At 62.5% G+C, this 309-nt stretch carries 1 protein-coding gene; it reads left to right on the top strand.

The annotated features are described in order from the left end of the window. Nucleotides 1-309: GTP-binding protein (locus IB257_RS31450; RefSeq protein WP_255509224.1), on the top strand; the 309-nt coding region annotated here is incomplete at both ends.

Raw genomic sequence — 309 nt, 5'->3', positions numbered from 1 at the left:
AGGTTGGCGTGCCGTACATCATCGTCTTCCTGAACAAGGCTGACATGGTTGACGACGCCGAGCTGCTCGAGCTGGTGGAAATGGAAGTCCGCGAACTGCTGTCGAAGTACGACTTCCCGGGCGACGATACCCCGATCGTGAAGGGTTCGGCCAAGCTGGCGCTGGAAGGCGACAAGGGCGAACTGGGCGAACAGGCCATCATGGCTCTGGCCGCTGCGCTGGATTCGTACATCCCGACGCCCGAGCGCGCCGTGGACGGCACGTTCCTGATGCCGGTTGAAGACGTGTTCTCGATCTCGGGTCGCGGCA

The organism is Achromobacter sp. ACM03, from assembly GCF_014851665.1.
GTDB classification, from domain to species: domain Bacteria; phylum Pseudomonadota; class Gammaproteobacteria; order Burkholderiales; family Burkholderiaceae_B; genus Achromobacter; species Achromobacter aegrifaciens.
This window is presented reverse-complemented; position numbering and strand designations above follow the sequence as displayed.